Source organism: Streptococcus periodonticum (genome assembly GCF_003963555.1).
Classification (GTDB): Bacteria; Bacillota; Bacilli; order Lactobacillales; family Streptococcaceae; genus Streptococcus; species Streptococcus anginosus.
The window spans coordinates 1,050,387-1,074,983 of record NZ_CP034543.1; the positions used below are offsets into that span (position 1 = coordinate 1,050,387).

Here is a 24,597-nt window from a genome sequence, read left to right on the forward strand (position 1 = left end):
TTACCATTCACTTTCAACATTCATATCTTTGAATAATTTAATTGGTCTTGCTGGTTTATCTAAACTCTTCTGCAACCAAACTGTGTCATGCCAGCAGTCAAATTTATATCCGATTTTTGGGAAATACGCTACTTGCTGATAACCACGTTTTTTATGGAAAGAAATACTGGCATCATTCGGCAGAGCAATACAAGCTAGAAAATGAACAAAACCTTGCTGTTCAAGAATTTTTTCCAATTTGTCATAAAGCTGCCTCCCAATCCCTCTGCCGCGATTCTCATCAGCTACATAGACCGACAGTTCAACAGCCCAGTCATAAGCGCTGCGCCCGTAGTAGGTCGAACCATAGGCATAGCCCAGAATGACTCCCTCTTCTTCGGCCACCAAATAAGGATGCCTTTCCAAGGTCTTCTCAATCCGACCAGAAAATTCCTCCACCGACGGAACATCATACTCAAAAGTAATGGCTGTTTTCTCCACATAGGGTGCGTAAATAGCAATGAGAGCAGCGGCGTCGTTTTTATTTGCTAATCTGATGTTCATCCAAACGTTCCTTTCTTCTTATTACTTTCATAAAAATGAAGTATATCACCATGTATATTTTACCAAATTCAAAAAGAAAAGGCTCTCTCGAACCTTTTTCGTTTTAAAATAGTCCAATAGCAGTTCCGTCTGCTGCTACGTCCATATTGAGGGCTGCTGGGCGTTTTGGCAGACCGGGCATCGTCATAACATCACCAGTTAGGGCGACAATAAAACCTGCACCCAATTTTGGAACTACTTCGCGGATAGTGATTTCAAAGTTTTCTGGCGCTCCTAGAAGATTTGGATTATCTGAAAAACTGTACTGGGTCTTGGCCATACAAATTGGCAGCTTATCCCAGCCGTTCTTGACAATTTGAGAAATTTGAGTTTTTGCTTTCTTTTCAAAATTGACTTTTGTTCCACGATAGATTTCCTTGACAATTTTCTCGATTTTTTCTTCGATAGACAGATTGTTGTCATAGAGTCGAGTGTATTTGGCAGGTCTCGTTTCAATCGTTTTGACCACAACTTCCGCAAGAGCCAATCCACCGTCAGCACCATCTGCCCAGACACTAGCCAATTCCACCGGGACATCAATCTCTGCACAAAGTTCCTTGAGAACGGCAATTTCAGCTTGGGTGTCCGTCACAAATTCATTGATAGTCACCACGACCGGAATACCAAATTTACGGATATTTCCCACATGGCGTTTGAGGTTGGCAAAACCTGCTTTAACCGCTTCAACATTCTCAGTTGTCAGATCTTCTTTAGCGACACCACCGTTCATTTTCAATGCTCTGAGAGTTGCAACAATAACCACTACATCTGGAGCAGTCGGAAGATTGGGTGTTTTGATGTCTAGGAATTTTTCAGCCCCTAGATCCGCACCGAAGCCAGCTTCAGTCACCGTGTAGTCCGCCAAATGCAAAGCTGTTGTCGTTGCCAAAACGGAATTACAGCCGTGAGCAATATTGGCAAACGGTCCACCGTGAACAAAGGCAGGGGTTCCATAAATAGTCTGTACTAGATTGGGCTTTATAGCGTCTTTCAAGATGAGAGCAAGAGCACCTTCTACTTCCAAATCTCGAACATAAACAGGTGTCCGATTATAACGATAACCAATAACGATATTAGCTAGACGTTCTTTCAAGTCTTCAATACTTGTCGCTAAACAGAGAATAGCCATGATTTCAGATGCAACCGTAATATCAAAACCATCTTCCCGCGGAATTCCATTAACCGGACTGCCCAGACCGACGGTCACATGCCGCAAAGCACGGTCATTCAGATCTACCACGCGCTTCCAGATAATGCGACGTTGGTCAATTCCTAGAGCATTTCCTTGATGTAAATGATTATCAATCAAAGCAGAAAGGGCATTGTTGGCAGTGGTAATCGCATGCATATCTCCTGTGAAATGCAAATTGATGTCTTCCATTGGTAGAACCTGTGCATAACCACCTCCAGCGGCTCCGCCTTTGATTCCCATAACTGGTCCAAGAGACGGTTCACGAATCGCAATCATGGTTTTCTTTCCAATTTTGCTGAGAGCATCTGCCAAGCCAATAGTAATAGTTGATTTTCCTTCGCCGGCCGGTGTTGGGTTGATGGCTGTTACCAGAATCAGCTTACCAACTGGCTTCTTTTGCAATTCCTGAATCTTGTCAAAAGATAATTTCGCCTTGTATTTACCGTAAAGCTCCAAATTATCGTAATCAATTCCAACTTTCTTCACTACATCAGCAATCGGCTGCAAGTCAACACTCTGAGCAATTTCTATATCCGTTTTCATTTGGAATCCTCCAGTTTTGATAGGATTATTATACCAAAAAATAAAGAAAACAAACACTTTCAAAGCTAAACTTCTCAAAAACGTTCGGAAAAGTCTTTTTGATTTACGAATTAACTTTTTTTGTGTAAAATTTAGTTATGAAACTATTGATTACTTCTGGCGGAACGAGCGAAAAAATCGATCAAGTTCGTTCTATTACGAATCACTCAACAGGAAAGCTTGGTGCTCTTATTGCGGAGAGTTTTTTAGCACAAGGCGATCAAGTTACATTAGTCACTACACAGAATGCTGTCAAGCCTGCTGCTCACCCAAATTTAACCATTCAAATCATTGAAAATGTACAAGATTTGCTAGAAACAATGCAGTCTTTGGTCAAAACTCATGATGTTTTGATTCATTCAATGGCTGTCTCTGACTATACTCCTATTTATATGGCAGGATTTGACCAAATCACTGCTTCGCAGGATTTAACAGAGTTTTTGAACAAAACAAACGTCCAAGGGAAGATTTCATCACAAGATGATTATCAAGTGCTCTTTCTCAAACAAACACCGAAAATTATCAGCCAAGTAAAAAAATGGAATCCTAATATCCGTCTAATTGGCTTTAAACTCTTAGTTGATGTTTCTAAGGAAGAATTACTGACAGTTGCTCGTGCTAGTCTCATAAAAAACAAAGCAGAAATAATTGTGGCAAATGACTTGTATGATATTTCCAATAATCAACATCATGCTTTCTTGGTCAAACAAGATTCCGTAATAGAAGCCACTACTAAAGAAGAAATTGCCCAATTATTGCTGACACATATTCACACAAAGGACAATTTATGAAACATATTACTTTAGCCGTCACAGGAAGCATTGCCGCCTATAAAGCTGCTGACTTGACCAGTCAATTGACAAAAGACAATCAAAAGGTGACTGTTCTGATGTCTCAAGCAGCTACAAATTTCATTACACCGCTGACTTTGCAGGTATTGTCGAAAAATTTAGTGCATACAGATGTCATGGAGGAGCCTACGCCAAACAAGGTCAATCATATTGAAATTGCCAAGCAAACGGATCTTTTCTTAGTTGCACCTGCTTCTGCCAATACAATCGCTAAATTAGCCAATGGCTTTGCAGACAATATGATAACAAGCACCGCACTCGCTTTGCCTATAACAGCCAAAAAAGTGCTAGCTCCTGCTATGAATACAAAAATGTATGAAAATCCAATCATTCAAGAAAATCTATCTAAACTAGAAAAATACGGCTGGCAAATGATTCAGCCTAGAGAAACCGTCCTAGCCTGTGGTGACCACGGAATTGGCGCCCTTGCTTCTGTAGAAACAATTATAAAAAAAGTAAAGGAAATGATTTATGAAGAAACAATCTAATATTGCTCAAATTGCTATCTTTTTTGCGATTATGCTCGTCATTCATCTATTGAGTTCAGTAATATTTAACCTTTTTCCCGTCCCAATCAAACCAACGATTGTCCACATTCCCGTTATTATTGCAAGTATTTTATATGGACCAAAGGTAGGCGCTATTTTAGGGGCGCTAATGGGTATCATTAGTCTGGTTACGAACACACTTGTTCTCTTGCCAACCAGTTACTTGTTTAGCCCGTTTGTCCCTAATGGGAATATTTATTCGCTCATCATTGCCCTCGTTCCGCGAATCTTAATCGGAATTACTCCTTATTTTGTTTATAAATATCTTAAAAATAAGACCGGACTTATCTTAGCTGGAACAGTCGGTTCATTGACAAATACTATTTTTGTTTTAGGAGGGATTTTCCTACTATTCTCCAAAGTATATAACGGAAACATTCAACTACTGCTTGCTTCTGTCATTTCAACCAATTCCATTGCTGAAATGATTATTTCTGCGCTTCTGACAGTTACCATTATTCCAGCTCTTGAAAAAGTTAGAAAATAATCACGTGAAATCGTGATTTTTTTATGAAAAAATGCTATAATGAAAACGGTTAAACAATGCAGAAAGCTGAAAAATTGAGAAAAATGGATGTGCTCCTCCCTTTATTAAATAGGCAATGACATTTCCTGTTTTCACTGATTTTTCATAAGCTTCCCTATTTTAAAAAGGAGATTTCGTAATGACTTACCAAGAAAATTTCAAAAAATGGCTTGATTTTGCAGAACTTCCAGACTACCTTCGTAAAGAATTGGATTCGATGGACGAAAAGACAAAAGAAGATGCTTTTTATACAAATCTTGAATTTGGTACTGCTGGTATGCGTGGCTTGATTGGTGCAGGTACGAATCGTATCAATATTTATGTCGTTCGTCAGGCAACTGAAGGTTTAGCACGTTTGATTGATGAAAAAGGTGAAGATTTCAAAAAACGCGGTGTCGCTATCGCTTATGACTCTCGTCACTTCTCTCCAGAATTCGCCTTTGAATCTGCTGCTGTTTTAGCAAAACATGGCATTAAATCTTATGTATTTGAAAGTCTCCGTCCAACACCAGAACTGTCATTTGCGGTTCGCCATTTAGGAACTTTTGCTGGAATTATGATTACTGCTAGCCACAATCCTGCTCCATTTAATGGTTATAAAGTTTATGGTGAAGATGGGGGGCAAATGCCACCGCATGATGCTGATGCCTTGACAGATTATATTCGTGCAATCGAAAATCCATTTGCCATTGAAGTTGCTGATGTTGAAGCCGAAAAAGCATCTGGATTGATTGAGATCATCGGTGAAAATGTCGATATTGAATACCTAAAAGAAGTAAAAGACGTGAATATCAATCAACACTTGATTGACGAATATGGCAAAGACATGAAAATTGTCTACACTCCGCTTCACGGTACAGGTGAAATGTTAGCACGCCGAGCATTTGCCCAAGCTGGTTTTGACTCTGTTCAAGTCGTTGAAGCTCAATGTGTGCCAGATCCAGACTTCTCCACTGTCAAATCACCAAATCCAGAAAACCAAGCTGCTTTCGCTCTTGCTGAAGAATTGGGACGTAAAGTTGGTGCGGATGTCCTTGTCGCAACAGACCCAGATGCTGACCGTGTGGGCGTTGAAGTTCTCCAAAAAGACGGCAGCTACCGCAATCTTTCAGGAAATCAAATCGGTGCGATTATGGCCAAGTATATCCTTGAAGCGCACAAGACTGCTGGAACACTTCCCGCAAATGCAGCACTTTGCAAATCCATTGTGTCTACCGATCTTGTAACCAAGATTGCTGAAAGCTACGGCGCTACCATGTTTAACGTCTTAACTGGTTTCAAATTTATCGCTGAAAAGATTCAAGAATTTGAAGAAAAACACAATCACACTTACATGATGGGCTTTGAAGAAAGCTTTGGCTACTTGATTAAACCATTTGTGCGTGACAAAGATGCTATCCAAGCTGTATTGGTTGTTGCAGAATTAGCTGCCTACTACCGTTCTCGCGGCTTAACTCTTGCAGACGGAATTGAAGAAATCTACAAAGAATATGGTTATTATGCTGAAAAGACGATTTCAGTTACTTTGTCTGGTGTTGATGGCGCTGAACAAATCAAAGCTATTATGAGCAAGTTCCGTGACAATGCACCGAAAGAATTCAACGCTACTGCTATTACAGTCACAGAAGATTTCAAAGCACAAACCGCTACCGATTCTGACGGCAATGTAAGGAAATTAACAACTCCAGCAAGTGACGTATTAAAATACACACTTGCTGATGGTTCATGGATTGCTGTACGTCCTTCAGGAACAGAACCAAAAATCAAATTCTACATTGCTGTTGTCGGAGATTCCAGCCAAGACGCTCAAGCAAAACTTGCTAAAATTGAAGCAGAAATCAATGATTTTGTAAAATAAGCAAAAAGTAAAAAGGTTTTGATTTCTCAGCCTAACTTCTACAATATTCAAACTTCGAGTCTGGGACAAGAGTGTCTCAGACTCGAAATTGTCTTGTAACAAATGACAGATAATTGCTCAAATGCTGCTTTAAGATGGCGGACAGAGCTTTCGAAGTAGGTCTCAAGGTCTTTTCGCTTTTTAACATTTGCTCAACGTTACAGGGGAGACTATACAAAATAGCTGGGAAACATTTTATATCGGAGTCTTGAGATAAGAGGATGACAATTAAAATTTTCAGTTTCTAGTTCTGTTTCACTTCTCTTTCAATATTTTACATTTCATTTCAAATCTCTGCATTATTTTCCTATTTGTGGCATACTAGAATGAGCAAAAGAAATGAGGTTATTTTATGGATAATTTTACGCAAGATATCAAAGATTTAGAAGTCACGACTGTAGAACGTGCCCGACAAGCCATTGAAAATAAAGAAAACGCAACTTTTTTCATTGGGCGTAAAACGTGCCCTTACTGTCGTAAATTCGCCACTACGCTAGCTAGTGTTGTCGCTGAAACCCAAGCATACATTTTCTTTATCAACAGTGAGGAACCTAGTGAACTGGAAGAACTCCAAGCTTTTCGTTCCGAATATGGAATCCCAACTGTGCCAGGATTTTTACACACAGAGAATGGTCATGTGACTGTCCGTTGTGACTCTTCTATGACGGCTGACGAAATCAAGACATTCGCTAACTTATAAAAATGAAGCTGGAATTAAAATTTCCAACTTCACAGCATATTATAAACCAACTAGGCAGTGGCTTTTACAATCACAAAGCGAGGCAGGGAGCACATTATCCTTGCCTCTTAACATTTAATTTCCTTTTAATTTGCCTTCCTGAAAGGCTTGCCACATCTTCTGCTGAGGTTTAGCAAATGGATAGTTGTCAAATTCATCAGGATGCAACCATAAAACTTGTTCCTGTTTAGGCATTTCCGTAGCATTTACCACCTGACCGTAAAGCAAACGAATCTGCCACTTGCGATGACTGAACACATGTTGAATCGTTGGAAAAGCTTGCTCCTGCCAATTCACTACCACATCATAATCCTGCTCAAAGCTTTCTTGCGGAGATAATTCAAATGCAACTTGATTTTCTGCCACTTCAAAAAGGGATAACTGTTCACCGTCCGGAAATTCTTCCACTTCAATCAAAGGAAAGTGCCAAAATCCGGCCAAAAGGCCGCTAGTCTCATTTTTTTCCAAAAGAAACCGTCCTTGAGTATCTTGGATAATCAAACCATATAAATAAACTGGAACTGGTTTTTTCTTAGGAGCTTTGATAGGGTATCTATCCATTGTTCCATGTAAGTAAGCAGCGCTAAATTCCCTTACTGGACTGTCATCAGGTCTAGGGTTGATAGGTGCTTCAATATCTGAGCCTAAATCCATCAAAGCTTGGTTGAAATCTCCCGGTCTTTGGGGGTCAATCAGAATTTCCATCATCGCTTGAAAAACCTTTCGGTTAGCAGGGACACCAATATCCAAATTAACTTCAAATAAACGGCTCAGGACCCGCATAACATTCCCATCAACCGCTGGCTCAGGCAAGCCAAAAGCAATACTTGCAATAGCTCCTGCTGTATAAGGACCAATTCCTTTCAGACTAGAAATCTCCTCGTAAGTGTGAGGAAACTCGCCACTAAAATCTGTCATAATCTGCTGAGCAGCCTGTTGCATATTACGTACTCGCGAGTAGTAACCTAGCCCCTCCCAAGCTTTAAGCAAACGTTCTTCTGAAGCCACTGCTAAATCTTTGATTGTCGGAAACCAAGCTAAAAAGCGCTCATAGTAAGGAATAACCGTATCTACCCGTGTTTGCTGAAGCATAATTTCTGAAATCCAGATATGATAAGGATTACTGCTTCTCCGCCAAGGCAAATCACGTTTATTCTCATCATACCAAGCTAATAATTTTTGGCGAAAGGAGACAATTTTTTCATCCTCCCACATCTCAATTCCATATTTTTTCAAATCTAACATAACTTTAGTATAACACAAAATAAAAAGAGAACCCAGAACTTGAATTCTGGATTCTGTCTTGGCTTTCTAATAATGACCAACTGCTTGGCTGGCAGTAATCAATGTTAATTTATAAACATCATCAGCGTTGCATCCACGTGAAAGGTCGTTTACTGGATGATTCAATCCTTGCAAAATAGGACCGACTGCTGAGAAGCCACCGAGACGCTCTGCCATTTTATAGCTGATATTTCCAGCTTCAATACTAGGAAATACAAAGACAGTCGCTTGACCAGCTACATTGCTGCCTGGAGCTTTTAACTCTGCCGTTTTAGGCACAAAAGCTGCATCAAATTGCAACTCTCCGTCAATAGCCAAATCTGGTCGCATTTCTTGCGCAAGTTTCGTTGCTTCGACGACTTTATCAACCTTTTCACCAAATCCAGAACCTTTAGTTGAATAACTCAGCATAGCCACTTTAGGGTCAATGTCAAAGATTTGCGCGGTCAAGGCAGAGTTAATAGCAATTTCTGCTAATGTTTTAGCATCTGGATCAATATTGATTGCACAATCACTGAAAACATAGCGTTCATCACCGCGAACCATGAGAAAGGCACCAGATGTGCGAGAAACCCAAGGAAGTGTTTTGATAATTTGAAGAGCTGGGCGAACCGTGCTTGCTGTAGAATGAATCGCACCAGAAACCATACCTTGTACTTTACCAAGATAAACAAGCATGACACCAAAATAATTGACGTCCTCTTTCAATAATTTACGCGCTTCGTCTTCTGTGATTTTTCCTTTACGGCGTTCTACAAAAGCTGCAACCATTTCTTCAAAGCATGAACAATTTTGAGGGTCAATGACTTCATAACCTTCTGTCACACCTTCAATTTCAAGGTAAATACGAATTTTTTCAGGATTCCCCAATAAAACAGGTGTGATACTTGTTTCCTTTACCAAACGTTTAGTAGCTTGAAGAATACGTGGTTCTTCACCTTCTGGTAAGACAATCTTCACTTCTTTGTCTTGCAATGTTTCACGAATTGTTTCAAAAATTTTCATGTTTTACTCCTTACTTATTGCTTAATTTTTGAATGACTGTTTGAAAGTCTTCCGGAAAAGGACTTGATTTATTCACAACTTCCTCATGGAATGGATTGTAAAAACGCAATGAATGACAATGAAGCGCTTGCCGCGTTATTCCGTCAGTCATGCTTCCACCATATAAGTCATCTCCCAAGAGCGGAAAACCAATATAAGAAAAATGAACCCTAATCTGGTGTGTTCGTCCTGTATGAAGATGAATATCCACGAGATAAATATCATCATACTGCGCTAAAACTTTATAACTCGTATGAGCATATTTTCCATTTTTTGCCACACAGCGAGTAATGATACTACTATCTTCACGCGCTATGGGAGCAATAATATCTCCTTCTGGCTTTAACGGTGCCGAACCCTTGACCAAAGCATAATAATGCTTCTCAATGACTTTCTTTTGCAATTGTTTATCTAATCTTGCATGAGCATAACCGTGCTTTGCAAACAACATCAGACCACTCGTATCACGGTCTAAACGAGTCACAATATGAATCTGCTGATTTTCATAATGATTTGCAATATAATAAGCCTTCACAAAATTGGCCATTGTATTGGAATGATTCACACTAGGAATGCTGGCCACGCCTGCTGGCTTGTTCAAAATCAAAAAATGTGCATCTTCGTAGACAATTTCTAAATCTTTCTCTACCGCTTGCAAACTGCCAAAACCTTCTTCTGCAGGAATATCGACGGCAACTTTGTCGCCAATATCTAACAAATAAATGGCATTTTGCTTTTTGCCATTTACCTGAATATCTCCACCAGAAAACTTAATTTTTGCAAGTAAACTTTTGGAAATTTCCTGTTTTTTTAGAAAGGTTTTGACTTTAACATGCTCATCTGCGATAAATTCAAACCTCATTCCTCCACCTCGCCGATAAAGGCATCTTTGACACGATTCCAAAAACTAGTATGACTCGGTGTAGCAAGAAAGTTAATCTTATGTTGATCAATTTGAAATTCAATTTTAGAAATATTGTTAATCATAAAATTTTGATTGTCAATCGAAATTGCATGTCGATCATTCCAAGTCGGCACAATTTCAATTTTATCTTTCTTAGGAACGATAATTGAGGAGCCCAAAGTCCGAAACACACGATTGTTCAAGCTTGCAACTTCTGCAATCTGAAGAGCTTCGATGGTTGGGTGGAGAACAGCTCCGCCCAACGATTTATTGTAAGCTGTGCTTCCTGTCGGCGTTGATACTGAAATGCCATCACCACGAAAGCGCTCAAAATGCACTTGATTGATAATGATATCAGCGACCATTGTTCGTCCAGAACGCTTGACTGTCGCTTCGTTTAATGCACGCTTTATACAAATTTCATTATTTCCATGGAAAATTTTAACATTTAAAATCGGATAAGACACCTTTGCGCCTGTGTCTAATTTTAAATTATCAATTAGTTTGTCCAACTCAAAATCTCGATAATCTGTATAAAAGCCCAAATGTCCTGTGTGAACACCAACAAAGCGAACTTTGTCTAGCTGATCTTCATATTTGTGAAATGCTGACAAAAGCATCCCGTCGCCACCAATTGAAATGACAATATCAGGATTATTATCATTCAAAATAAAATGATTTTGCTTTAATTTTTGTTTTAATTGGCGACAAAGTTCTTGACTTTGCTGTCTGCGATTACTGATAATCCCTATTCTTTTACCTGTATTCTTCATCTGTATCGTCACTATTTCCTACGCCATCATTTAATTTACGACTAATTGGGTCAAATAAAGCTTGTGCCTCTTGAATATCATCGCGAATTTTTCCCATTTCTTCGTCTAATTGATAGGCGATTTTTGCTGTAATTTCCAAACGTTTCTTAATCTCATCTGGAAATTCTCCTTTATACTTATAATTCAGAGAATGTTCAATCGTTGCCCAAAAATTCATGGACAGAGTACGAATTTGAATTTCTGCTAAAATGATTTTATTGCCATTAATTGTATCAACAGGATATTCAATAATGACATGGTAGCTTCGATAACCACTAGCCTTACGGTTTTTAATATAGTCTCGCTCCTGGATAATCCGCATGTCGTGGCGCTTTCGTAAAACATCCAAAACTTCTTCTACGTCATCCACAAATTGAACCATTACGCGCAAACCAGCTATATCTTGCATATCTTGCACTAGATTTTCCTCTTTAATCCCACGCAAAGCCATTTTTTCTTTGATACTTTCTATCGGTTTTACACGACCTGTTACAAATTCAATCGGAGAATGTTTTTTTTGTTTTCGATACTGTTTACGAATCCCACGCAGTTTGATCTTTAATTCACCAACCGCTTGAATATAAGGATCCAGAAACTCTTCCCACTCTAATTGCATACACTCACCTTGTCATTTTACTTAATTTTTTATAAAATAAACACAATACTTATTATAACATAAATCGCTTTCAAACAAAAGAAAAGGATTGGAAAATGGATCATTTGGAAATTGAATACAAAACGCTTCTGACAAAAAATGAGTACCAACAGCTGTTACCACTGTTTTCAAAGATAAAAGCTACCAAGCAGATAAACTACTATATTGACACAGCCGACTTTTCAATTCGAGATGCAAAAATGGCACTTCGGATTCGTACTTTTGAAACTCGTGCCGAATTAACTTTAAAAATTCCGCAGCAGGTCGGTAATATGGAATACAATCAATTTCTCACTTTAGAAGAGTCTCACACTCTCATCAATACATGTGTGCTACCTGAAGGAGAAATACACACTCTGCTGACTCAGGCTGCTATCAACCTCGAGAAATTAAAGATTCTAGGGAGCTTGACAACTATTCGCTATGAAAAAGAGACTACTATTGGCTTGATGGCACTTGATGAAAATCATTATTTTGACAAAACAGACTACGAATTAGAGCTAGAAGTAACAGATGCTAAAATTGGAAAAGAACAATTCGAGTGCTTTTTACAAGCTCATCATATCCATTATAAATATGCAAAACCTAAAGTTGCAAGATTTGCTCAAAACTTATGAATAAAAAGCTGAAATTTTGCTTATTTTTTGATAAAATGGAGTGTAGAAATCAAAAGGAGTCTTAATAAGTTATGATGGATATACTGACGGATAAAGCACAGATGAAGTTGTTTGCACTAAATTCCAATCACGATATTGCCGAAAAAATCGCTAAAGCTGCTGGTGTGCCTCTTGGAAAACTTTCATCACGTCAATTTTCAGACGGAGAAATCCAAGTAAACATCGAGGAAAGTGTGCGTGGCTTTGATGTATTTATCATTCAATCAACAAGTTTTCCTGTCAATAATCATTTGATGGAACTTCTCATCATGGTGGATGCTTGCAATCGCGCCAGCGCTAATTCTGTCAATGTTGTGATGCCATATTTTGGCTATGCTCGTCAAGACCGAACGGCCGCTCCTCGCGAACCAATTACAGCCAAGCTCGTAGCGAATATGCTGGTTAAAGCAGGAGTTGATCGTGTTCTAACCCTAGATTTGCATGCTGTCCAAGTCCAAGGCTTCTTTGATATCCCTGTTGATAACCTTTACACCGTTCCTCTTTTTGCCAAACATTACTGCGAAAAAGGCTTGTCTGGCGAGGACGTAGTTGTGGTCAGTCCCAAAAACTCTGGTGTTAAACGTGCTAGAAGCTTAGCAGAACATTTAGATGCTCCAATTGCGATTATTGACTATGCACAAGACGATTCTCATCGTAACGAAGGATACATTATCGGAGATGTTGCTGGCAAAAAAGCTATTCTCATTGATGATATTTTAAATACCGGACGTACCTTTGCGGAAGCTTCAAAAATCGTTGAACGTGAAGGTGCAACAGAGATTTATGCAGTTTCTAGTCATGGTTTATTTGTTGAGGGAGCCGCTGAAAAGTTAGATAACTCTCCTATCAAAGAAATCCTGGTTACTGACTCAGTTGCAACGAAAGAAAAAACTCCGAAAAATGTTCAATACATTACTGCAAGTGGGCTAATCGGAGATGCAATCGTTCGTATCCATAAAAGAAAACCAGTCAGTCCACTGTTTGCTTACAATAAAAAGAAATAAGGAGAAATCTTGATTTATTTCGATAATGCAGCAACAACTCCTATGTCAACAGCTGCTATTACTGCTATGACACAGGTTATGGAAAATACCTTTGGCAATCCATCTAGCATTCATAGCCACGGAAGAGCTGCTAGTAAAATTCTTCGCAAAGCCCGACAAGAGCTTGCTGAACTGCTTCATACTAATAGTCAACATATCATCTTTACATCTGGTGGGACAGAAAGTAACAATACAGCCATAAAAGGATATGCCTTAGCCCATCAAGATCAAGGAAAACACATTATTACAACTGCTATTGAGCATCATTCGGTTCTTGAAACGATTGAATATCTGGTGGATAAATTTGGCTTTGAAGCTACTTATATCCAACCTAAAAATGGAGAGATTACGGCTCAACAGATAAAAGAAGCCCTTCGAGAAGATACAATACTTGTCTCAACCATGTACGCCAATAATGAAACAGGCTATATGCTTCCAGTCAAAGAAATTGCTGACGTTGTGAAACATCATCCCGCTGCTTATCATGTGGATGCTGTGCAAGTTATAGGCAAATTACCTGTGTATCCTGAAGAACTAGGAATTGATTTTATGAGTGCATCAGCTCATAAATTTCATGGTCCTAAAGGCATTGGTTTCTTGTATGCCAATCAGATGAAATTTGATAAATTTTTACATGGCGGAGATCAAGAAGATAAAAGACGTGCAGGAACTGAGAATTTAGCGGCTATTGCCGGAATGATTACAGCTTTAAAAGAAAATCTTAAGGGCTATCCAAAAAATATAAGTCATGTGGAAAACTTAAAAAAACAGCTTCTCGCTGAACTGGACGGAATAGACTACTATGTCAATCATGATTCTCATACACTCCCCTATGTAATAAATCTTGGCTTTCCTAAACAAGCTAATGACTTACTACTTATGCGTTTAGACTTGGCTGGAATCTCTATCTCAACTGGCTCTGCTTGTACAGCAGGGGCTATCGAACCTAGTCATGTGCTTAAAGCTTTTTATGGTAGCGATTCAGAACGCTTAAGGGAATCTATTCGCATTAGTTTCTCGGAGGAAAATACTTCAGAAGAAGTTCGACAATTTACTACAACATTAAAAGAAATTTTAGGAGGATAAAATAGATGGCTTTTCAGACCACTATTCACTTAAAAGACTGCTCTTTCAGCTATTCTCTTGGAGAAAATGTAAAAAAATTTACTTTGCGCGATAACACATTTGTCGAAACCAAAGTTGGAAATTACGAATTGACACGCTTATTAGAAAATGTTCCCAATAGTGGAGACGGCTTTTTGTTGAAAATCATTATCAACAAAAACCTTTCAGGTGTAAAAATCAACATCACAGATAAATCTGGCCTTCGGTTAGTGAATATTTTTAAATCAGAAGACAATCACATCATTCAAGAAAAGTTTTATTTCTTAATGGATAGCTTGGTAGAACGTGGTATTTTCACTAAACAAGAACAATAAACAAATAGCTTAAAAACTCATTTTTAAATCATTAGTAAAACAATAAAGAGTAGGAAACAAGCCAAAAATCTTTGATTTTGTCCTACTCCTTTTCTATTTTTATCAAATAAGTTGATTTTTTCACAAACTTTCTATAAAATAGTCTTTGAAAGGATGTGATTTTGTGAAATCTGAAAAAAATACAGCCATTCCACGCGCAACTGCTAAAAGGCTCTCTCTGTATTATCGGATTTTCAAACGATTTAATTCCGAAAAAATTGAAAAAGCCAATTCAAAACAAATCGCAGATGCAATTGGGATTGATTCTGCCACTGTCCGTCGTGATTTTTCTTACTTTGGCGAATTAGGTCGTCGTGGATATGGTTATGATGTAAAAAAACTCATGAATTTTTTTGCTGACTTACTTCATGACAATTCCATTACCAATGTGATGTTAGTTGGTATCGGTAACATGGGACATGCTTTGCTCCACTACCGTTTCCACGAACGGAACAAAATGAAGATTGTTATGGCATTTGATACAGATGATCATCCTGAAGTTGGGACTACTACAAATGACGGGATTCCTATTTATGGCATTTCACAAATCAATAACAAATTAAAAGATGTGAATGTCAAAACAGCTATTTTAACAGTTCCTAGTGCAAAAGCGCAAGAGGTTGCAACTGTTCTTGTGGAAGCTGGTGTAAAAGGTATTCTCAGTTTTTCTCCTGTTCACTTAACCGTTCCAAAAGATGTTGTCGTTCAATATGTTGATTTGACAAGTGAACTACAAACACTCCTTTATTTTATGAAAAAAGAGCATTAAGCAATTAGAAAGAGCAGACATCTATTTATGAAGAAACCTATTATCGGCATTACTGGAAACGAAAGACCAAACCCTGAAGATGAATTTGCCATCATGAGTTATGCTGCTAAAGGATTTGTGGAAGGCGTAAAAGAAGTTGGTGGAACTCCTATCATATTGCCGATTGGAGATGCAGATATGGCACAGCGCTACATCCAGATGATTGATAAACTTATCCTAACGGGTGGGCAAAATGTATCACCACAATTCTATGGCGAAGAAAAAACAATTGACAGTGATGATTACCATTTGGAGCGTGATTTGTTTGAATTAGCCTTAATCCATGAAGCTATCCAGCAACAAAAACCAATTTTTACCGTTTGCCGCGGTACGCAATTGTTTAATGTTGCAATGGGTGGAACTCTTTATCAAGATATTGAGCACCATTGGCAAGACAGTTCTGCTGAATATACTACTCAAAAACTAGTCACTAAATCCGGATCTGTTTTGGAAAAGATTTACGGCGAAGTATCTCATATCAACTCTTTCCATCATCAGAGTATCAAAGATTTAGCAGAAAATGTCGAAGTCATTGCCCGTGATCCGAAAGACAACACCATTGAAGCGATTACAACAACTGATGAAATCGCTTATCTGGGAGTCCAGTGGCATCCAGAATTCTTATTTGAAACACGTCCTAAAGATCGAATGCTGTTTGACTATGTTGTCAATAGACTTTAAATCAAGTCTGTTTCTTCGCGATAACTATAATAATCTTTCTCTGCAACGATGAGATGATCCAGTAAGATGAAGCCCATTAGCTCACACGCTTCTTTTACATGTTTGGTCACTTCATCGTCATTTTTGCTTGGCAGTACAGCTCCTGACGGATGATTGTGCACCAAAATAATGGATGTCGCCATGTGTTTCACAGCATAATGCAGAATTTCTCGTGGCTCTGCAATACTGCGTGACACACTACCAATAAAAATAGTCTGCTGATGAATGATTTTGTTTTGAGTATTCAGATATAAAGCTACAAGGTGTTCCTGCTTCTTATGCCCCAATTCTTGTTGCATTTTTTTCGCTAACTTTTGACTACCTAAAATTTGCTCTTGCGTAATCAATTCTGCCTTACTGACTCGCTGTCCTAATTCAATCATAGCTTGTAATTCAATAGCCTTTATACGACCAATTCCAGAGATTGATTGCAGTTCTTGTAGCGTCATATTGCGCAAATCATTCAAACTAGAAATAGTTGATAAAATTCGTTGAGAAACTTGAAAAACAGTTTCTTTTTTATTGCCTGTGCGGATAAGAATGGATAACAATTCTTGATTGCTCAATTGTTCTGCACCTTCTGCAACTAAACGTTCCCTTGGCAACAAAGAATCTTCCTGAAATGAAATACTATACATAAAAACCTCCTCATATCCTTATTCGGAAAAAGAAGAGGAAAATAAAAAATCTGAGAAATGATTCTCAAATTTTTTAAGTTAGTATTTACATTTCAACAATTTTACCTGTTTCAAAATAAACAACCCATTCACAGATATTTTTGGCGTAATCACCAATACGTTCTAAGTACGAAATAACTTGGAAGTAATCACGACCTGTAACAATCAAATCTGGATTTGACTTAATTTCTTGCGTTGCTAGGTCTCGAATATCATCAAAGTACTGATTGATTTTCTCATCCATAGCTGCTATTTCGTAAGCCTTATCCACGTCGCCATTAAGGTAAAGATCAAGCGCTGCTTCCACAAAGTTTTTAACATCACGCCCCATCTTGCTGATTTCTTCCTCGACAGACTGGATGCGAACTTCTCCTTTCATGCGGATCGTCGCCTGCGCAATGGAAACAGCATGGTCACCCATTCTTTCCACATCACTACTTGCTTTCAAAACTGTAATAACTGTGCGTAAGTCTTGTGAAACTGGCTGCTGCAAAGCAATGATTTCTAAAGATTTTTTCTCCAACTTTACTTCATATTCATTTACTTCTGCGTCTTCTTCGATTACTTCTTTTGCTAATTCGCGGTCGTGGGTCACAAATGCACGAACTGTGCGATTAATCTGTGACAAAACTTCATTTCCCATTGCATAAAATTGGTTATGAAGTTTTGCTAAGTCTTCTTCAAATTGTACTCTAAGCATAAATTTTCCTTTCCTAAGATTTAAAGAATTTTATACGAAAATCCATCTTTTTACATAATTCTTGTCTACAAGCATATGTGCATTTATATATAGAGAGAATCGGCAATCTCCAAAACATTAGAAATAACCACAATATTGTAGTGAACAATTACAATCTCTAACCAAACTTGCCTGTGATATAATCTTCCGTTTCCTTATGAATTGGACTGAGGAACATCTCTTTCGTGGCATTAAACTCAATCAAATCACCATTTAGGAAGAAAGCAGTCTTGTCCGAAATACGACTAGCCTGTTGCATTGAGCGGGTCACGAGTAACATTGTATATTGATCTTTCAGCCCATGAAGTGTTTCTTCAATTTTTCCTGCAGAAATGGGATCAAGTGCTGATGTTGGCTCATCTAAAAGGATGATTTTCGGGCTTGTCGCCAAAACACGAGCCACACAGACACGTTGCTGCTGACCGCCTGACAAACCAATCGCCGAATCATTCAAACGATCTTTCACTTCATCCCAAATAGATGCTCCTTTTAATGATGTTTCAACTACTTCATCTAGTATCTCTTTGTCTTTAACGCCATTGATTCGTAAACCGTAGACAACATTTTCATAAATCGTCATTGGAAATGGATTGGGCTGTTGAAAAACCATTCCAATTTCTTTGCGAAGCTCCACCGTATCTGTCCGTGGACTGTAAATATTGTGCCCGTTATAAATTACAGTGCCTGTCGTTGTCACCTCTGGATTTAAATCACCCATGCGATTAATTGCTTTTAAGAGGGTTGATTTTCCCGACCCAGAAGGACCAATCAAAGCTGTAATCTCATGAGGCAATACATCCAACGATACACTATTAAGAGCTTTCTTTTTGTTATAATAAACCGACAAGTCCTTGATTTGTAAAATAGGTTCTGTCATTCTGATAATCCTTTAATAAATTCTAATTAAGCAGCAATTTTCTTAGCCAAAATGACCAGAAACATAGTCATTCGTAGACTGTAACTTAGCATTTTGGAAAATATTGGCTGTTTCATCATATTCGATTAAATCACCAAGATAGAAGAAACCAGTATAATCGCTCGCACGCGCCGCTTGCTGCATGCTGTGGGTCACGATGATAATAGTATAGTTCTTCTTCAACTCTAACATCGTTTCTTCTAACTGTGCTGTTGCGATTGGATCAAGTGCAGAAGCAGGTTCATCCATTAGAAGTATTTCTGGCTTCACGGAAATGGCTCTGGCAATGCAGAGACGTTGCTGCTGACCGCCTGATAACATCAAAGCAGATTTATGAAGGTCATCCTTTACCTGTTCCCACAGAGCTGCTTGTTTTAGAGATGTTTCTACAATTTCATCTAAGATTTTCTTATCCTTAACACCGGCACGTTCATGCGCAAAGGTGATGTTGCGGTAAACAGATTTGGCAAAAGGATTTGGTCTTTGAAAGACCATTCCGATATGCTTCCGCATTTCATAGACATTGATATCTGGGCGATTAATGTCAATACCTTCATACCAGATCTCACCAGTGACCTTAGCAATGTCAATCGTATCATTCATCCGATTCAAGCTGCGAAGATAGGTTGACTTACCAGAACCTGAAGGCCCGATAAGAGCTGTAATCTTATTTTTCTTGAACTGCATATCAACCCCTTTAATGGATTCGTTTTTACCATAGTAAACATGCAAATCCTTCGTTGATAAAACAACCTCTTCCTCAGAAAAAGTAACGATATGTTTTTCATTCCAGTTATATTCTGTCATTTCTTCTCCTTTTAGGCAGATGTTAATTTCTTATGCAGATAACTTCCGAGCTTACGAGCTCCAAGGTTAAAGATTAAAATAAAGATAAGAAGTACTGCTGCTGATCCAGCTGACACTTCTACTGCATCAGGAATCGTTCCTTCACTATTGACTTTCCAAATGTGAACAGCCAAAGTTTCAGCCTGGCGGAAAACAGAAATTGGGCTAGTTACACTGAAAATATTCCAATTTGACCAGTCAAGTGCTGGGGCAGACTGACCTGCTGTATAGATAAGCGCAGCAGCTTCCCCAAAAATACGCCCAGAAGCTAATACAATCCCCGTCACAATACTTGGTAACGCTTCTGGAACGACGACATGGACGATCGTTTCCCAGCGAGAGATGCCAAGAGCAAGCCCAGCCTCACGCTGTGTATGATGTACATGCTGTAAGCTGTCCTCCACACTACGTGTCATCTGTGGCAGATTAAATACAGTCAAAGCCAAAGCACCAGAAATGATTGAGAAACCATATTGGAATTGAATAACAAAAATCAAATATCCAAAGAGACCCACAACAACAGAGGGCAAGGAGGATAAAATTTCAATACAGGTTCTGACAAAATCTGTTACCGGACCTTTTTTTGCATACTCAGATAAGTAAATCCCTGCTCCCATTGATAGAGGAATGGAAATAATCAAGGTGATAACTAACAGAAACAATGAATTATAGAGCTGAATTCCAATTCCGCCGCCCGCTTGGTATGAAGACGATTGTCCCGTCAAGAATTTCCACGAAACATGAGGTAAGCCCCTTACTAAAATGTACAAAATCAAGGAAGCAAGAATAGCAACAATGATTCCTGCAATGGTATAGAGGACGCCTGTTGCTAATTTATCCATCTTTTTAGCGTGCATAGTTCTTCTTACCTCTTTCCTTTGTAATCAATTTAATCACAGTATTGAAGGCTAAACTCATCAAAAGCAGAACCAGAGCAAGCGACCACAAGACATTGTTATTAACGGTTCCCATAACGGTATTTCCAATTCCCATTGTTAAAATAGAGGTCAAGGTTGCAGCAGGTGTTGTCAGAGAAGTTGGGATAACCGCTGAATTTCCGACAACCATTTGAATCGCCAAAGCTTCACCAAAGGCACGAGCCATTCCAAAGACAATAGCCGTAAAAATACCTGAGCGAGCTGCTTTTAGCGTCACACGCCAAATCGTTTGCCAACGAGTCGCTCCCATTGCCATACTAGCTTCTCGATAATGCCGCGGTACAGCACGCAGGCTATCTGTTGTCATAAAGGTCACCGTTGGTAAAATCATGACAAAAAGAACAAAAATTCCTGATAAGATTCCAAAACCTGTTCCACCAAAGATACTGCGAACAAAGGGAACAACTACCTGTAATCCAATAAATCCATACACAACCGATGGAATTCCGACTAGAAGTTCAATAGCTGGTTGCAGAATTTTTGAGCCTTTAGGGGAAACCTCCGTCATAAAAACAGCTGCTCCAATTGCAAATGGTGTTGCTAATAAAGCTGATAGGAGAGTTACGAGGAAAGATCCCAGAATCATTGGTAAAGCACCGAATTCCTTACCGGATGGATTCCACCTTGTTCCAAAAAGAAAACTGAAGATGTTTACTTTATTAACAAAGAAAGTCGAAAGTCCTTTCTCCGCTACAAATAATAAAATCATTGCAACGACAAAAACAATTAAACTCATGCAAAGAAAAGTAATGGTTTTTCCAAATGTTTCTAAACGAGAGTTTTTTGACTTTGTCAGCATTTTTTTTGCTACTTCGTTCATGTTATTCCTAAATTCTTTCTTTTACTTTGAGCTGATAGTTCCGTCAAGACTACGAGTCACTTTCATGTCGTTGATAGGAATGTAACCCATTTTACCAACAATATTATTTTGGACTTCTGCTGTCATCATATACTCTAGAAATTTTTTAGCTAATTTGTTAGGTTCTCCCTTAGTATACATGTGCTCATAAGACCAAATAGGCCAGTTGTTCGTTGTCACATTCTTCTTCGTTGGCTTGTAGCCATTCAAGTTTAAACTTTTCACACTCGTGTCCACATAAGAAAAAGCTAAGTAAGAAATGGCACCTGGAGTCTGTGAAACAATTGTTTTGACCATTCCGTTAGAATCCTGCTCCTGCGCCTGCTTGGCTTCCTTGCCATTCATAATAACACTATCAAAAACTGCTCGACTACCAGAACCAACGGCACGGTTGATGATGGTAATTTCCAAATCCTGTCCGCCAACTTGTTTCCAGTTCGTATATTCACCAGTAAAAATTTTACGTAGCTGCTCTGTGGTTAAGTTGTTTATCTTAATGCCTTTATTTGCTATGATAGCAGTACCTGCAACAGCGACCTGATGATCAACTAAAGTCTTAGCATTGATACCACTTTTTTCTTCTGCAAATAAATCGCTATTTCCAATATCTACTGCACCTGATTGGACTTGTGATAATCCAGTTCCCGATCCTCCACCTTGCACATTTACAATTTTTTTCGGATTTTCCTCGGTGTATTTATCCACAACTGCTTCAACCAACGGTTGTAGAGCTGTTGAGCCAACTGCTGTTATCGCCTCACCGCGGTTAATCCAGGAAGAACAGGCTGAAAGACCAATGCTGCAAATCACGAGAGTGACTGCCCAAAGCATTTTTTTGTGTTTAATCACATGAAACTCCTTTTCAGATGTGAAAGCATTTTCATTCTAAGATTTCCCTAATCTGTTCACATCTAATCTCACTATAGCATATCTTTAGACATTTGGAAAGATTTTTTATTAAAATCTCAGACCTTTTGGAAAATAATTTTTCAGAATATTTCCAGTCACTTTTGCAAACCCTAAACCATTACCTTGGACAACAACTTGATACCAACCATTTGCAGTGTTCTGATGGAGATTGACTGTCTCCCCGGCAACGTACTTTTTAAACTGCTCTTCATCAATTTCAATTATGTGCTTTACTTCACTTGGTTTTAAAGTCAGTCCCAAAGCAAAACTCGGTTCAAATCGTTTTTTCTTAAAAACACCTAGGTGCAAACCATTTCTGGCAATTTTAAGTTTCGATAGATCTGGAAGACCTAGTGGCAATAGATATAAATGTTCACCAAAAGTCTGTAACTCTCCAGTTAGCTCTATGGCAAGATGTTCTCTTTGAAACTCTTTCCACAACATCTTCTGCTCCGATGTCAAACAGCTTTTTCTTGTCTTTATCTTTTTAGCTGACTGCTCACCACAAAAACGAAATTTTGCAACAAATTGCCCTTCCCCTTTGAAATGGTGAGGATACATGCGTGCTGTTTCCGAAAACTGAATACCAGCCACCATGCCATTGATTTTTGGAATTTCAACTAATTCAAGTGGATAGTTTTCTAACAGCCAGTCAACTATTTTTTCATTTTCTTCTGGTGCCCAAGTACAAGTGGAGTAAATCAACTCACCATTCGTCGCCAACATTTTTATCGTATCTTCCAATATCTCACGTTGAAGCTGTGCACATTGAGCAGGATAAGATTCACTCCAATACTCCATTGCTTCTGGCTGCTTTCTAAACATTCCTTCACCAGAACATGGTGCATCTAAGACAATCAAGTCAAAATAACCTTGAAAGACTTGACTTAATCTGCCAGCTGATTCATTTGTCACCACAACATTTCTCGCTCCAAATCGCTCAATATTTTCTACTAACACTTTAGATCGTTTTGGATTGATTTCATTGGAAACAAGAATACCTATATTATTCAAGTATGATAATAAATGAGTGGTTTTCCCACCCGGCGCTGCAGCTAAATCAAGTACTTTCATATTCTGTTGTGGTGCTGCAATTTGGGCAACCATTTGCGCAGCAGGTTCTTGTGAATAGACTAAGCCTGTGACATGCTCTATTGATTTTCCAGAAACTTTGCCATAATAACCCCAGTTCGTATTTGGAATAGGATTTGGAAAAGTTTTTTGCTGCTCTTTTAATGGATTGACCCGAAAAGCGGAAACTGGCTCCTCATCGAAAGTTAGAAAAAAAGAGGGAGCCTCCTCTCCCAAAAGATTGTTGTACTTTTCTTTAAATCCTTTTGGAAAATGCATTTAATCCTCTCGCTTTCGATATATGTATGTTTTAATTTCATCTAATTTCATAGTTGGAATCATCATAATCCCCTGATGGCTTTCATAATCAGGCTCCTCACCCTCAAATGTCAATGTCGTATAGCCTAGCTTATCTCCCATAATGGAAGCTGCAGCATAATCCCAAGGCCAAATATAGGAAATATAGGTCAACAGTTGTCCTGATAAAACCTTGCTAAAACTAATCGCAGCACTTCCGTACACTCGAACGCCCAAGGTTTCTTTTGCCAAATCCGCAATTCCCCAATCATTGCGCTCAAAAATACCAGCATTTGATGCCATTAAAAACTGATTTAAAGGGCGATCTTGGTAGGGAAGCAATTTCTGCTCATTGCAATAGACATCAAATTGACCACCGCCGTGATACAATTTATCTCCTATCACATCATAAATGACACCAAATTGACCAATGCCATTTTCAAAATAAGCCAGAACAACAGCAAAATCTGCTTTTTGTGCTACAAAGTTATTCGTGCCATCAATGGGATCGATAACCCAAACATTGCCATCCGAAATAGAATGACGCAAGCCATTTTCCTCAGCTAAAATGTGATCCGCAGGATAGGTTTCTAAAATCCAGGTTACTAAATTATCCTGAACTTCTTTGTCCATCTGAGTTACCAAATCAGTCGGACTGGACTTGGTTTCGATTTCTAATTGATCATCCAAATGCTCTTTGATATAAGAAGCCGCATTCAGTACAATTTGCTTAGCAAAATTAAATTTCTTTTCCAAGAGAAAACATTCCTTTCTCCTTTTGTTTTGCAGCTTGAACGGCTCGATAGAGAGAATAGCCACTCGCTGTTTCAAATTCACGTCCGATACGCTTTTCTTCAGCTTTGCTTGGAACAATTTTTTTGAATAGTTGATAAGAAGCCAATATTTTTTCGGCTGCTATTTTCGCTTCATAAGCCTGCTCAACGTCATTCAAAAAAGAAAGCACTGAAGCAAGCTCTTCAGTGCTCCACGACATGTCTAGTGGGTAACGATAGTTTTTATTCAT

28 protein-coding genes are annotated in these 24,597 nt (G+C 38.7%); 11 read left to right on the forward strand and 17 right to left on the reverse strand.

The features are described 5' to 3' along the window. Together EHW89_RS05135 and EHW89_RS05140 are read right to left on the reverse strand one after the other, a co-directional pair. Complete coding sequence (locus EHW89_RS05135; RefSeq protein WP_126467071.1) at positions 1 to 543, reverse strand: GNAT family N-acetyltransferase; 543 nt, start codon at positions 541 to 543, stop codon at positions 1 to 3. Positions 544 to 646: 103 nt separating this feature from the next. Beyond that, positions 647 to 2,317, reverse strand: coding sequence for a formate--tetrahydrofolate ligase (locus EHW89_RS05140; RefSeq protein ID WP_126467073.1), 1,671 nt, complete (start codon positions 2,315 to 2,317; stop codon positions 647 to 649). A gap of 137 nt (positions 2,318 to 2,454) precedes the next feature. Here EHW89_RS05140 and EHW89_RS05145 point away from each other — a divergent pair, with 137 nt between their 5' ends. From EHW89_RS05145 to EHW89_RS05165, 5 genes are all read left to right on the forward strand, one after another. Beyond that, positions 2,455 to 3,147: a phosphopantothenate--cysteine ligase gene (locus EHW89_RS05145; protein WP_126467075.1), complete on the forward strand. Its 693-nt coding sequence runs from the start codon at positions 2,455 to 2,457 to the stop codon at positions 3,145 to 3,147. Continuing rightward, a complete protein-coding gene (coaC, locus tag EHW89_RS05150; RefSeq protein WP_126467077.1) occupies positions 3,144 to 3,695 on the forward strand; it encodes a phosphopantothenoylcysteine decarboxylase in 552 nt (183 codons plus the stop codon). Before EHW89_RS05145 ends, coaC begins: the two co-directional genes overlap by 4 nt. Continuing rightward, positions 3,679 to 4,242, forward strand: coding sequence for an ECF transporter S component (locus tag EHW89_RS05155; RefSeq protein ID WP_003032517.1), 564 nt, complete (start codon positions 3,679 to 3,681; stop codon positions 4,240 to 4,242). The genes coaC and EHW89_RS05155 overlap by 17 nt, the downstream gene beginning before the upstream one ends. Before the next feature lie 178 nt (positions 4,243 to 4,420). Further along, positions 4,421 to 6,139 carry a phospho-sugar mutase gene (locus EHW89_RS05160; RefSeq protein WP_126467079.1) on the forward strand — a complete coding sequence of 573 codons (1,719 nt, stop codon included), beginning with the start codon at positions 4,421 to 4,423 and terminating at the stop codon, positions 6,137 to 6,139. A 391-nt stretch (positions 6,140 to 6,530) separates the two neighbouring features. Then, entirely contained in the window at positions 6,531 to 6,878 is a 348-nt protein-coding gene (locus EHW89_RS05165) for a thioredoxin domain-containing protein (RefSeq protein WP_126467081.1), read from the forward strand. A 114-nt stretch (positions 6,879 to 6,992) separates the two neighbouring features. On the opposite strand, the gene mutY is transcribed toward EHW89_RS05165, so the two are convergent. The 5 genes from mutY to EHW89_RS05190 all read right to left on the reverse strand — a co-directional run bounded on the left by mutY (position 6,993) and on the right by EHW89_RS05190 (position 11,577). Further along, on the reverse strand, positions 6,993 to 8,162 hold the full coding sequence (mutY, locus tag EHW89_RS05170) for an A/G-specific adenine glycosylase (protein ID WP_117644405.1): 1,170 nt from the start codon (positions 8,160 to 8,162) through the stop codon (positions 6,993 to 6,995). A gap of 66 nt (positions 8,163 to 8,228) precedes the next feature. Then, positions 8,229 to 9,206 (reverse strand): phosphate acetyltransferase, encoded by a 978-nt coding sequence (gene pta / locus EHW89_RS05175; protein WP_117644404.1) that lies wholly within the window; start codon positions 9,204 to 9,206, stop codon positions 8,229 to 8,231. Positions 9,207 to 9,216: 10 nt separating this feature from the next. Continuing rightward, positions 9,217 to 10,107, reverse strand: a complete 891-nt coding sequence (locus EHW89_RS05180; RefSeq protein ID WP_022526148.1) for an RluA family pseudouridine synthase — start codon at positions 10,105 to 10,107, stop codon at positions 9,217 to 9,219. Further along, positions 10,104 to 10,922 (reverse strand): NAD kinase, encoded by an 819-nt coding sequence (locus EHW89_RS05185; protein ID WP_117644403.1) that lies wholly within the window; start codon positions 10,920 to 10,922, stop codon positions 10,104 to 10,106. Before EHW89_RS05185 ends, EHW89_RS05180 begins: the two co-directional genes overlap by 4 nt. Further along, positions 10,906 to 11,577: a GTP pyrophosphokinase gene (locus EHW89_RS05190; RefSeq protein ID WP_126467083.1), complete on the reverse strand. Its 672-nt coding sequence runs from the start codon at positions 11,575 to 11,577 to the stop codon at positions 10,906 to 10,908. Before EHW89_RS05190 ends, EHW89_RS05185 begins: the two co-directional genes overlap by 17 nt. A 95-nt stretch (positions 11,578 to 11,672) precedes the next feature. Between EHW89_RS05190 and EHW89_RS05195 the strand changes: the two genes are divergently transcribed. The 6 genes from EHW89_RS05195 (at position 11,673) to EHW89_RS05220 (ending at position 16,282) form a co-directional block, all read left to right on the forward strand. Beyond that, positions 11,673 to 12,233 carry a CYTH domain-containing protein gene (locus tag EHW89_RS05195; RefSeq protein ID WP_126407224.1) on the forward strand — a complete coding sequence of 187 codons (561 nt, stop codon included), beginning with the start codon at positions 11,673 to 11,675 and terminating at the stop codon, positions 12,231 to 12,233. An 83-nt stretch (positions 12,234 to 12,316) separates the two neighbouring features. Beyond that, positions 12,317 to 13,276, forward strand: a complete 960-nt coding sequence (locus tag EHW89_RS05200) for a ribose-phosphate diphosphokinase (protein ID WP_117644713.1) — start codon at positions 12,317 to 12,319, stop codon at positions 13,274 to 13,276. 9 nt (positions 13,277 to 13,285) lie between these two features. After that, positions 13,286 to 14,401: a cysteine desulfurase family protein gene (locus EHW89_RS05205; RefSeq protein WP_126467085.1), complete on the forward strand. Its 1,116-nt coding sequence runs from the start codon at positions 13,286 to 13,288 to the stop codon at positions 14,399 to 14,401. 5 nt (positions 14,402 to 14,406) lie between these two features. Beyond that, the gene (locus tag EHW89_RS05210; protein ID WP_003024175.1) at positions 14,407 to 14,754 is read left to right on the forward strand and encodes a DUF1831 domain-containing protein; all 348 of its coding nucleotides are present in this window, start codon (positions 14,407 to 14,409) and stop codon (positions 14,752 to 14,754) included. A 163-nt stretch (positions 14,755 to 14,917) separates the two neighbouring features. Continuing rightward, positions 14,918 to 15,562: a redox-sensing transcriptional repressor Rex gene (locus EHW89_RS05215; RefSeq protein ID WP_126467087.1), complete on the forward strand. Its 645-nt coding sequence runs from the start codon at positions 14,918 to 14,920 to the stop codon at positions 15,560 to 15,562. Between the two features lie 27 nt (positions 15,563 to 15,589). Next, positions 15,590 to 16,282 (forward strand): gamma-glutamyl-gamma-aminobutyrate hydrolase family protein, encoded by a 693-nt coding sequence (locus tag EHW89_RS05220; protein ID WP_003042762.1) that lies wholly within the window; start codon positions 15,590 to 15,592, stop codon positions 16,280 to 16,282. Here the strand turns inward: EHW89_RS05220 and radC are convergent. The 10 genes from radC to EHW89_RS05270 form a co-directional block, all read right to left on the reverse strand. Continuing rightward, the gene (radC, locus tag EHW89_RS05225) at positions 16,279 to 16,959 is read right to left on the reverse strand and encodes a RadC family protein (protein WP_003024167.1); all 681 of its coding nucleotides are present in this window, start codon (positions 16,957 to 16,959) and stop codon (positions 16,279 to 16,281) included. The two genes, EHW89_RS05220 and radC, sit on opposite strands and share 4 nt — an antisense overlap. A gap of 85 nt (positions 16,960 to 17,044) precedes the next feature. After that, the gene (phoU, locus tag EHW89_RS05230; RefSeq protein WP_126467089.1) at positions 17,045 to 17,698 is read right to left on the reverse strand and encodes a phosphate signaling complex protein PhoU; all 654 of its coding nucleotides are present in this window, start codon (positions 17,696 to 17,698) and stop codon (positions 17,045 to 17,047) included. Between the two features lie 157 nt (positions 17,699 to 17,855). After that, the gene (gene pstB, locus EHW89_RS05235; RefSeq protein WP_022526152.1) at positions 17,856 to 18,614 is read right to left on the reverse strand and encodes a phosphate ABC transporter ATP-binding protein PstB; all 759 of its coding nucleotides are present in this window, start codon (positions 18,612 to 18,614) and stop codon (positions 17,856 to 17,858) included. Between the two features lie 42 nt (positions 18,615 to 18,656). Beyond that, the gene (pstB, locus tag EHW89_RS05240) at positions 18,657 to 19,460 is read right to left on the reverse strand and encodes a phosphate ABC transporter ATP-binding protein PstB (RefSeq protein WP_126467091.1); all 804 of its coding nucleotides are present in this window, start codon (positions 19,458 to 19,460) and stop codon (positions 18,657 to 18,659) included. A gap of 11 nt (positions 19,461 to 19,471) precedes the next feature. Next, the gene (pstA, locus tag EHW89_RS05245) at positions 19,472 to 20,356 is read right to left on the reverse strand and encodes a phosphate ABC transporter permease PstA (protein WP_003024156.1); all 885 of its coding nucleotides are present in this window, start codon (positions 20,354 to 20,356) and stop codon (positions 19,472 to 19,474) included. Then, complete coding sequence (pstC, locus tag EHW89_RS05250; protein ID WP_003024154.1) at positions 20,346 to 21,257, reverse strand: phosphate ABC transporter permease subunit PstC; 912 nt, start codon at positions 21,255 to 21,257, stop codon at positions 20,346 to 20,348. The genes pstA and pstC overlap by 11 nt, the downstream gene beginning before the upstream one ends. Positions 21,258 to 21,278: 21 nt before the next feature. Continuing rightward, a complete protein-coding gene (locus EHW89_RS05255) occupies positions 21,279 to 22,145 on the reverse strand; it encodes a phosphate ABC transporter substrate-binding protein PstS family protein (RefSeq protein ID WP_126467093.1) in 867 nt (288 codons plus the stop codon). A gap of 108 nt (positions 22,146 to 22,253) precedes the next feature. Next, entirely contained in the window at positions 22,254 to 23,555 is a 1,302-nt protein-coding gene (locus EHW89_RS05260; RefSeq protein WP_126467095.1) for an RsmF rRNA methyltransferase first C-terminal domain-containing protein, read from the reverse strand. Beyond that, on the reverse strand, positions 23,556 to 24,329 hold the full coding sequence (locus EHW89_RS05265) for an inositol monophosphatase family protein (RefSeq protein WP_126467097.1): 774 nt from the start codon (positions 24,327 to 24,329) through the stop codon (positions 23,556 to 23,558). Continuing rightward, the gene (locus EHW89_RS05270) at positions 24,313 to 24,597 is read right to left on the reverse strand and encodes a UPF0223 family protein (RefSeq protein ID WP_126467099.1); all 285 of its coding nucleotides are present in this window, start codon (positions 24,595 to 24,597) and stop codon (positions 24,313 to 24,315) included. Before EHW89_RS05270 ends, EHW89_RS05265 begins: the two co-directional genes overlap by 17 nt.

Coding starts and splice junctions, on each gene's coding strand:
- EHW89_RS05260 (WP_126467095.1), bottom strand. CDS start 23,555: ATGCATTTTCCAAAAGGATTTAAAGAAAAGTACAACAATCTTTTGGGA.
- EHW89_RS05155 (WP_003032517.1), top strand. CDS start 3,679: ATGAAGAAACAATCTAATATTGCTCAAATTGCTATCTTTTTTGCGATT.
- mutY (WP_117644405.1), bottom strand. CDS start 8,162: ATGTTAGATTTGAAAAAATATGGAATTGAGATGTGGGAGGATGAAAAA.
- EHW89_RS05145 (WP_126467075.1), top strand. CDS start 2,455: ATGAAACTATTGATTACTTCTGGCGGAACGAGCGAAAAAATCGATCAA.
- pta (WP_117644404.1), bottom strand. CDS start 9,206: ATGAAAATTTTTGAAACAATTCGTGAAACATTGCAAGACAAAGAAGTG.
- EHW89_RS05210 (WP_003024175.1), top strand. CDS start 14,407: ATGGCTTTTCAGACCACTATTCACTTAAAAGACTGCTCTTTCAGCTAT.
- EHW89_RS05165 (WP_126467081.1), top strand. CDS start 6,531: ATGGATAATTTTACGCAAGATATCAAAGATTTAGAAGTCACGACTGTA.
- EHW89_RS05160 (WP_126467079.1), top strand. CDS start 4,421: ATGACTTACCAAGAAAATTTCAAAAAATGGCTTGATTTTGCAGAACTT.
- phoU (WP_126467089.1), bottom strand. CDS start 17,698: ATGCTTAGAGTACAATTTGAAGAAGACTTAGCAAAACTTCATAACCAA.
- pstC (WP_003024154.1), bottom strand. CDS start 21,257: ATGAACGAAGTAGCAAAAAAAATGCTGACAAAGTCAAAAAACTCTCGT.
- pstB (WP_022526152.1), bottom strand. CDS start 18,614: ATGACAGAACCTATTTTACAAATCAAGGACTTGTCGGTTTATTATAAC.
- EHW89_RS05185 (WP_117644403.1), bottom strand. CDS start 10,922: ATGAAGAATACAGGTAAAAGAATAGGGATTATCAGTAATCGCAGACAG.
- radC (WP_003024167.1), bottom strand. CDS start 16,959: ATGTATAGTATTTCATTTCAGGAAGATTCTTTGTTGCCAAGGGAACGT.
- EHW89_RS05135 (WP_126467071.1), bottom strand. CDS start 543: ATGAACATCAGATTAGCAAATAAAAACGACGCCGCTGCTCTCATTGCT.
- pstB (WP_126467091.1), bottom strand. CDS start 19,460: ATGACAGAATATAACTGGAATGAAAAACATATCGTTACTTTTTCTGAG.
- EHW89_RS05220 (WP_003042762.1), top strand. CDS start 15,590: ATGAAGAAACCTATTATCGGCATTACTGGAAACGAAAGACCAAACCCT.
- pstA (WP_003024156.1), bottom strand. CDS start 20,356: ATGCACGCTAAAAAGATGGATAAATTAGCAACAGGCGTCCTCTATACC.
- EHW89_RS05180 (WP_022526148.1), bottom strand. CDS start 10,107: ATGAGGTTTGAATTTATCGCAGATGAGCATGTTAAAGTCAAAACCTTT.
- EHW89_RS05270 (WP_126467099.1), bottom strand. CDS start 24,597: ATGAATAAAAACTATCGTTACCCACTAGACATGTCGTGGAGCACTGAA.
- coaC (WP_126467077.1), top strand. CDS start 3,144: ATGAAACATATTACTTTAGCCGTCACAGGAAGCATTGCCGCCTATAAA.
- EHW89_RS05140 (WP_126467073.1), bottom strand. CDS start 2,317: ATGAAAACGGATATAGAAATTGCTCAGAGTGTTGACTTGCAGCCGATT.
- EHW89_RS05190 (WP_126467083.1), bottom strand. CDS start 11,577: ATGCAATTAGAGTGGGAAGAGTTTCTGGATCCTTATATTCAAGCGGTT.
- EHW89_RS05195 (WP_126407224.1), top strand. CDS start 11,673: ATGGATCATTTGGAAATTGAATACAAAACGCTTCTGACAAAAAATGAG.